General features: G+C 35.8%; 5 protein-coding genes. 2 read left to right on the plus strand and 3 right to left on the minus strand.

The genetic code is table 11. From position 1 onward, the window contains the following. Nucleotides 1–107: 107 nt before the first annotated feature. Nucleotides 108–1,403 (plus strand): M18 family aminopeptidase, encoded by a 1,296-nt coding sequence (locus tag QWC74_RS12960; RefSeq protein ID WP_006785142.1) that lies wholly within the window; start codon nucleotides 108–110, stop codon nucleotides 1,401–1,403. Between the two features lie 33 nt (nucleotides 1,404–1,436). On the opposite strand, the gene QWC74_RS12965 is transcribed toward QWC74_RS12960, so the two are convergent. The 3 genes from QWC74_RS12965 to yidD form a co-directional block, all read right to left on the minus strand. Then, complete coding sequence (locus QWC74_RS12965) at nucleotides 1,437–3,338, minus strand: ABC-F family ATP-binding cassette domain-containing protein (RefSeq protein ID WP_229040177.1); 1,902 nt, start codon at nucleotides 3,336–3,338, stop codon at nucleotides 1,437–1,439. 85 nt (nucleotides 3,339–3,423) lie between these two features. Next, nucleotides 3,424–4,056: a trimeric intracellular cation channel family protein gene (locus QWC74_RS12970; RefSeq protein WP_006785144.1), complete on the minus strand. Its 633-nt coding sequence runs from the start codon at nucleotides 4,054–4,056 to the stop codon at nucleotides 3,424–3,426. Nucleotides 4,057–4,203: 147 nt separating this feature from the next. Beyond that, complete coding sequence (gene yidD, locus QWC74_RS12975) at nucleotides 4,204–4,527, minus strand: membrane protein insertion efficiency factor YidD (RefSeq protein ID WP_081448238.1); 324 nt, start codon at nucleotides 4,525–4,527, stop codon at nucleotides 4,204–4,206. Between the two features lie 69 nt (nucleotides 4,528–4,596). On the opposite strand from yidD, the gene asnB reads away from it, so the two are divergent. Further along, nucleotides 4,597–6,405, plus strand: a complete 1,809-nt coding sequence (gene asnB / locus QWC74_RS12980) for an asparagine synthase (glutamine-hydrolyzing) (protein ID WP_006785146.1) — start codon at nucleotides 4,597–4,599, stop codon at nucleotides 6,403–6,405. Nucleotides 6,406–6,584 lie beyond the last annotated feature (179 nt).

Raw genomic sequence — 6,584 nt, forward strand, 5'->3', positions numbered from 1 at the left:
TCCTTAGGGAGTTTTTTTTATTTTCTATAAAATTTGTCTAGTTTGCCTAATGTAAAAAAAAGTGTTATTATTTTATTTATAGTGTTTAGATTAGGAGGATTAAAGAGATGAAAAAACAGGCCGCATTAGAATTAATTGATTTTTTATATGATAGTCCAACCGCTTTTCATAGTGTTTTAACTATTAAAGATTTTTTAAATGAATATGGATATACTGAATTAAAAGAATCGGATGCATGGAACTTAAAATCAGAAGGTAAATATTATGTAACCAAAAATGATTCTGCCTTAATTGCATTTGAAGTTGGAACAGGAGATATTTTAGAGTCTGGGATCAAGATGATTGGTGCACATACTGATTCACCTGGTTTTAGAATTAAAGGTAATCCTGAAATAACAGCAGAAGGAGCTTATTTAAAGTTAAATACTGAAGTATATGGAGGGCCAATTTTACATACATGGTTTGACCGTCCACTTGGATTAGCAGGGAAAGTGACAGTACGTGGTGTTAATGTGCTTAAGCCTGAAACAAAATTAGTAAATATTAATAAGCCATTATTAATTATTCCTAGTCTTGCCATTCATATGAATCGACAAGTAAATGAGGGGTTCGCAATCAATGCACAAAAGGATACATTACCTTTAGTTGGGTTAGTGAATGAGACATTTAAAAAAGACGGATATTTATTAAACTTATTAGCAGAAGAATTAGATGTTTCTGCTACAGATATTATGGGATTTGATTTAGGTTTATATGAGATTGATAAAGGAATGTTAGTAGGAGCAAATGAGGAGTTTATTTCTTCAGGCCGTCTAGATGATATGTGGATGGTCTATGCAGGACTTAAAGGGTTAGTTGATAGTCCTACAACAGCTGCAACTAAGATGATGGTGTGTTTAGATAATGAAGAGACTGGAAGTTTAACTGCTCAAGGCGCAGCATCTAATTTACACTTAAATGTTGTAGAGCGTATTATTTTAGCACTTGGTCATGATCGTGAAGGGGTTCACCGTACACTTGCTAATTCGATGATGATTTCGGCTGACTTAGCACATGCGGTGCATCCAAATGTGGGTGAAAAGCATGATCCAACAAATCGTCCTATTTTAGGAAAAGGTCCTGTTTTAAAAACAGCAGCATCTGGTTCATATAGTACGGATAGTTACTGTGCGGCAGTATTTGAGGGGTTATGTCAAGAGGCTGGTGTGCCTTATCAAAAATTCTATAATCGTTCGGATGTACGTGGTGGGACAACAATTGGACCAGTAACGGCTTCTCGATTAAATATTCCTGTGATTGATATGGGGGCTCCACTTTTAGGGATGCACTCGATTCGTGAATTAGCATCAGTTGAAGATCATGATTTTACGGTTAAATTATTTACAACATTCTTTAGTTTATAAAAAAAAACTCGACCAAATCGGTCGAGCTTTTTTTTATTTTTTTGAGTTTTCGATTTCTTCTGCTAATTGGTTTAAATATTCCCAACGTTCATATTTATAGGTCAGTTGTTCTTCGACTAATGTTTTTTCATTCATGATATCTTGAAGTTTAACGTAGTCAGTTGCAAATTCGATGAGTTGTTCATCTAGAGTTGAGATTTGCTCCTCTAAGGTTGCGATTTCATCATCGATTGTTTCGAATTCTTTTTGTTCAGCAAACGTGAATTTAAGTTTTTTCTCAAGACGTGGCTTGGCTTTCGTTGTTTCTTTTGATTTTAATTCTGTAATGGCGGTTTCCTCAAGTTGAGTTTTTGCTTCTTTGAAAATGAGATAATCACTATAGTTTCCAGTGTAGATAGTAATATCACCATTCCCTTCATAAGCAAATATTTTATTACAGATTCGATCTAGGAAGTAGCGATCATGGGAAACTGTGATAACGATTCCATTAAAATCATCTAAATAATCTTCTAAACGTCTTAGCGTATCGATATCTAAGTCATTGGTAGGTTCATCTAATAGTAGAACGTTAGGTGCATCCATTAAAATACGAAGTAAGTATAGACGTCGGCGCTCTCCACCCGATAGGGTACCAATTTGTGAATACTGAAGATGTCCATCGAATAAGAAGCGTTCACACATTTGAGAGGCAGTGATGCGTGTTCCATCGCCTGTTTCAATGTAATCACTATTTTCTTTAATGTAGTCAATGGCTCTCATTGTTGGATTCATTTCTTCGCTTTCTTGTGCGAAGCATCCAATTTTAACGGTTTCACCGATATCAATGAATCCTGAGTCAGGCTTGATTTTTCCACGGATTAGATTAATTAATGTTGATTTTCCGATTCCGTTTGGTCCCACAATTCCGATACGATCAGTACGAGTTAGAGTGTAATCTAAGTCACGAATCATACAGCGGTCACCATAGAATTTTGCAACATGATTGAATTCCATGATTTTTTTACCAAGGCGTGTTGAAGCGACTGAAATATCAAGATTACCCTGTGGCGTAAATTTTTCTTGGTTGCTTAAGTCTTCAAAACGTTGAAGACGAGCTTTTTGTTTAGTCGAACGTGCCTGTGCTCCTCGACGAACCCAAGCTAATTCTTTTCGAAGGAGGTTTTGGCGTTTATCTTCCATGGCGGCTTCTAGTTGAAGGCGTTCCATTTTCTTTTCAAGGAAGACAGAATAGTTTCCATCATAGCTATATAGTCGCCCCTTATCTAGTTCTAGAATTCGGTTTGTAACGCGATCTAAAAAGTAACGGTCATGAGTGATCATTAAAAGGGCACCTTTACGACTGTTTAAGTAGTCTTCTAACATGCCGATGGTGTCATTGTCTAGATGGTTGGTCGGCTCATCTAAAATGAGAAGTTCTGATGGTGTAATGAGTGCTGATGCTAAAGCGACGCGTTTTTTTTGTCCCCCAGATAGGTGTTTGACTTTTTGTGAAAAGTTTGTGATTCCTAGTTTTGTTAAAACTGATTTGGCTTCACTCTCCAAATCCCATAGATTTAAGCGATCGATTTGATCTTGTAGTTTTAATAAACGTTCGTTTAATGATTCATTGTAGTTTTGTTGAAGTTCGTCAAGTGTTTCTTGATAGTCGCGAAGTAATGTCATTTCAGGTGAATTTCCTTTAAAGACTTGTTCAAGAACAGTTGCTTCATCATGAAATTCAGGATTTTGTGATAAATATTCGATTCGGACGCGATTGCCTTTTGTAATGCGGCCTGTTTCAGGGTTTTCAATACCGGCAATAATTTTTAAAAGGGTTGATTTTCCAGTTCCATTAACCCCAATAATTCCGATTTTTTCCCCTTCACTAATTCCAAATGAAATGTTATCGATTAATGTTTTGACTGAGTAGCTTTTACTTATATTCTCAATTGTCATTAGATTCAATGTGTCTCACCACGGTTTCTATAAAATTTATATCTTTCATTATACCTTGTTTTTGATGAAAAGAAAAACCCAAGCATTAAGATGCTTGGGTTTTCTTTAAGTATATTTTACCTTCTTCGATGTAAGGAAGATGCATTTGATAATGGATTGTGACTAAACGAATGATAAAGATGATTGAAAGACATAAGTAAGCACTAATCATTATACCGAGATAAGGGTGTAAGAACCAAAAGCAGATGGCCCCAATTAAGGATGCAACGGCATAAATTTCATGTTTTAAAATACTTGGGACTTCTTGTGCTAAGATGTCACGAATCACACCACCACCAACAGCTGTAATAACTGATACGAAGAGGAAGGTCATGAAGTTATAGTTGAGATCGATGGCTTTCATTCCGGCTGCAATAGTAAAAACGGATAATCCGATGGCATCTAGAATGAGAAAAGAGGTCTGCCATTTGATACGTCCTCGTAAGCAGATAACAAGAATGGTTGAGATGAGAATGGTTAGCATGTATTCGTATTTTGAAAAGAACACAGGTACTCCGATATCTGTTACAACATCACGTATAACTCCTCCACCGATAGCTGTGACGGTTGCAAGTGTTAGGATTCCAAAGAAGTCCATTTTTTTTTCGATAGCACACATCGCACCGGATGCGGCAAATACGAAGAGTCCGATATATTCAAAGAATGTGATTAGATCCATGTTAAGCCCCCATAAAAGATTGTTTATTAGTTCATATCGTTTCACATTATAGCAAGCGGATTTTAGGGTGTCAATGAGTAAAGATAATGATTCACAGCGTTTTGATTTTAAAAAGGATTTGATGTGCTATGTTAAAGTTTTTTTGTTTTATTTTTGATGCTTATGACAGTGACATGATTTTTTTTCTGGAACAGGATCGTAACCAAGGCTTCCCCAAGGATTACAACGTAAAATGCGTTTAAAGGCTAGGTAGCCTCCTTTTAGGACACCGTGTTTTTCGATGGCTTCGATGGCGTAGTGAGAACAGGTAGGATAGTATCGGCAGTTGGGGGGAGAAAGTGGGGAGATGTATTTTTGATAAAATTGTATGAATTTGATCATGAGTTTTTTCATGGAAGACGTCCTTTCTGTATTCGATAAATTTATGTTATCAGATAAGAAAATTTGTTTCAAGATGAGGAGTTTTGACATAGTATATGTCGTGAACAATAATTTCCATTTAATTCCAAAAAAGGAGAATTTAGAAGAGGTGGTTATGATATGTGTGGATTATTTGGGGTAGTAAATTATAAACAAATTGAGATGAAAACACCTTATGACATGAGTTGTGTACAAGCTGTTTTTCATCGAGGGCCAGATGAAGGGGGGATGTTTTATGGGAAACATGTCTTTTTAGGGCATCGTCGCTTATCGGTCGTTGATATTGAGCAAGGGAAACAGCCGATGTCATTTCATCATTATACGATGGTTTATAACGGTGAGTTATATAATACCGAAGAGATTCGCGAGGAGTTAAAAGCTTTAGGCTATACTTTTAAAGGACATTCAGATACTGAGGTTTTGTTAAAGGCGTATGTCTGCTTTGGCGAAAAAGTAGTTGAAAAGCTAAATGGGATTTATGCTTTTGCCGTATGGAATTCTAAAGAGCAAACATTATATGTGGCGAGAGACCGTGCTGGTGTTAAGCCGCTTTATTATTCTTTGTTACCAGATGGAATTATTGTAGCGTCTGAGCAAAAGCAAATTTTACACTATACGCAAAAAAATGAAGTGACCATTGAAGGATTTCAAGAGTTATTAGGTGTTGGGCCTTCTCATACGCCAGGAAACGGATTATTTAAAGGGATCAAAGAGTTAAAACCAGGTCATTATATGGTGGTTAAATCAGGGGGTATTAAAATTACGAAATACTGGGATTTAGTCGCAAAAGAACATACAGATGATTTTGAAACAACTGTTGAAAAAACACGTGAAATTTTAGTAGATGCAATTAAACGACAACTGGTTTCTGATGTGCCACTTTGTACCTTTTTATCAGGAGGACTTGATTCTTCAATCATTACAGCTATTGCAGCAAATGAGATGAAAAATCTTCATACCTTTTCAATTGATTATGAAGATAATAGAAAGTATTTTCAAAAAACGGCTTTTACGGTATCTGAAGATAATGATTTTATTAAGTTGATGTCTGATCGTTTTCATACGAATCACCATTATTGTGTCATTACAAATCAAGATTTAGCGGATGCTTTAAAAGATGCTGTTTTATTACGTGATATGCCAGGGATGGCGGATGTAGATTCATCGTTACATTGGTTTTGTAAAGAGATTAAAAAAGATTTTACGGTTGGTTTGTCAGGTGAATGTGCCGATGAAATTTTTGGAGGATATCCTTGGTTTTATCGTGAACCAATGAATGGGATGTTTCCATGGCTTCGTGATTTAGCAATTCGTAATACGTTGTTAAAACCAGAGTGGCAAGAAAAATTGAATTTAGTCGGTTATGCAACAGATCGTTTTAATGAGTCCATTGCACAGGCAGATATTGTAGAAGGCGATAGTGCTTTGAATAATGAGAAACGACAATTGACTTATTTAAATATTAAATGGTTTATGACGACATTGCTTGATCGTAAAGATCGTATGAGTATGGGAGCGAGTCTTGAAGTTCGTGTGCCATTTGCGGATCATCGAATTATGGAATATCTTTATAATGTGCCTTGGGATATGAAGTTCTATGGGAATGAAGAAAAAGGCTTGTTAAGAAAAGCGATGGAAGGAATTTTACCAAATGAAGTGTTGTATCGAAAAAAAAACCCGTATCCAAAAACACATAATCCTCATTACACAGCGATTGTCCAAGCTTTGTTAAGAGAAGCGTTGAGTGATGAAACGTCTATTTTGCATGAGATTTTTGACGAGAATAAGTTATGGGCTTTAGCTAATTCAGATGATGAGATTATTACAAGACCTTGGTTTGGACAACTGATGACACAGCCGCAGCTTATTGCTTATTTGTATCAATTTCATGTTTGGTTTAAAGCGTATCAGTTAAATATTGTGGAGTAGAGGGGGTCTGTCGCTAATGGCGGCAGATTTTTTTTGTCTTGAAAGAATAAGGAATGAATATTTTTTACATAATAAGAGTAAAGATTGAGATTAAGGGGACTACTGTAATGAGATGGATTGGTTATTTTTTGTTATTTTTACTGTGTCTATTTATCTTACTTATTTTTGTAAAGATTAAG

This window comes from uncultured Turicibacter sp., from assembly GCF_938044715.1.
GTDB lineage: Bacteria > Bacillota_I > Bacilli_A > MOL361 > Turicibacteraceae > Turicibacter > Turicibacter sanguinis.

What these genes read in the sequence shown, in the direction of transcription:
- QWC74_RS12960 (WP_006785142.1), top strand. Translation starts at nt 108, where the DNA reads ATGAAAAAACAGGCCGCATTAGAATTAATTGATTTTTTATATGATAGT.
- asnB (WP_006785146.1), top strand. Translation starts at nt 4,597, where the DNA reads ATGTGTGGATTATTTGGGGTAGTAAATTATAAACAAATTGAGATGAAA.
- QWC74_RS12970 (WP_006785144.1), bottom strand. Translation starts at nt 4,056, where the DNA reads ATGGATCTAATCACATTCTTTGAATATATCGGACTCTTCGTATTTGCC.
- QWC74_RS12965 (WP_229040177.1), bottom strand. Translation starts at nt 3,338, where the DNA reads ATGACAATTGAGAATATAAGTAAAAGCTACTCAGTCAAAACATTAATC.
- yidD (WP_081448238.1), bottom strand. Translation starts at nt 4,527, where the DNA reads ATGTCAAAACTCCTCATCTTGAAACAAATTTTCTTATCTGATAACATA.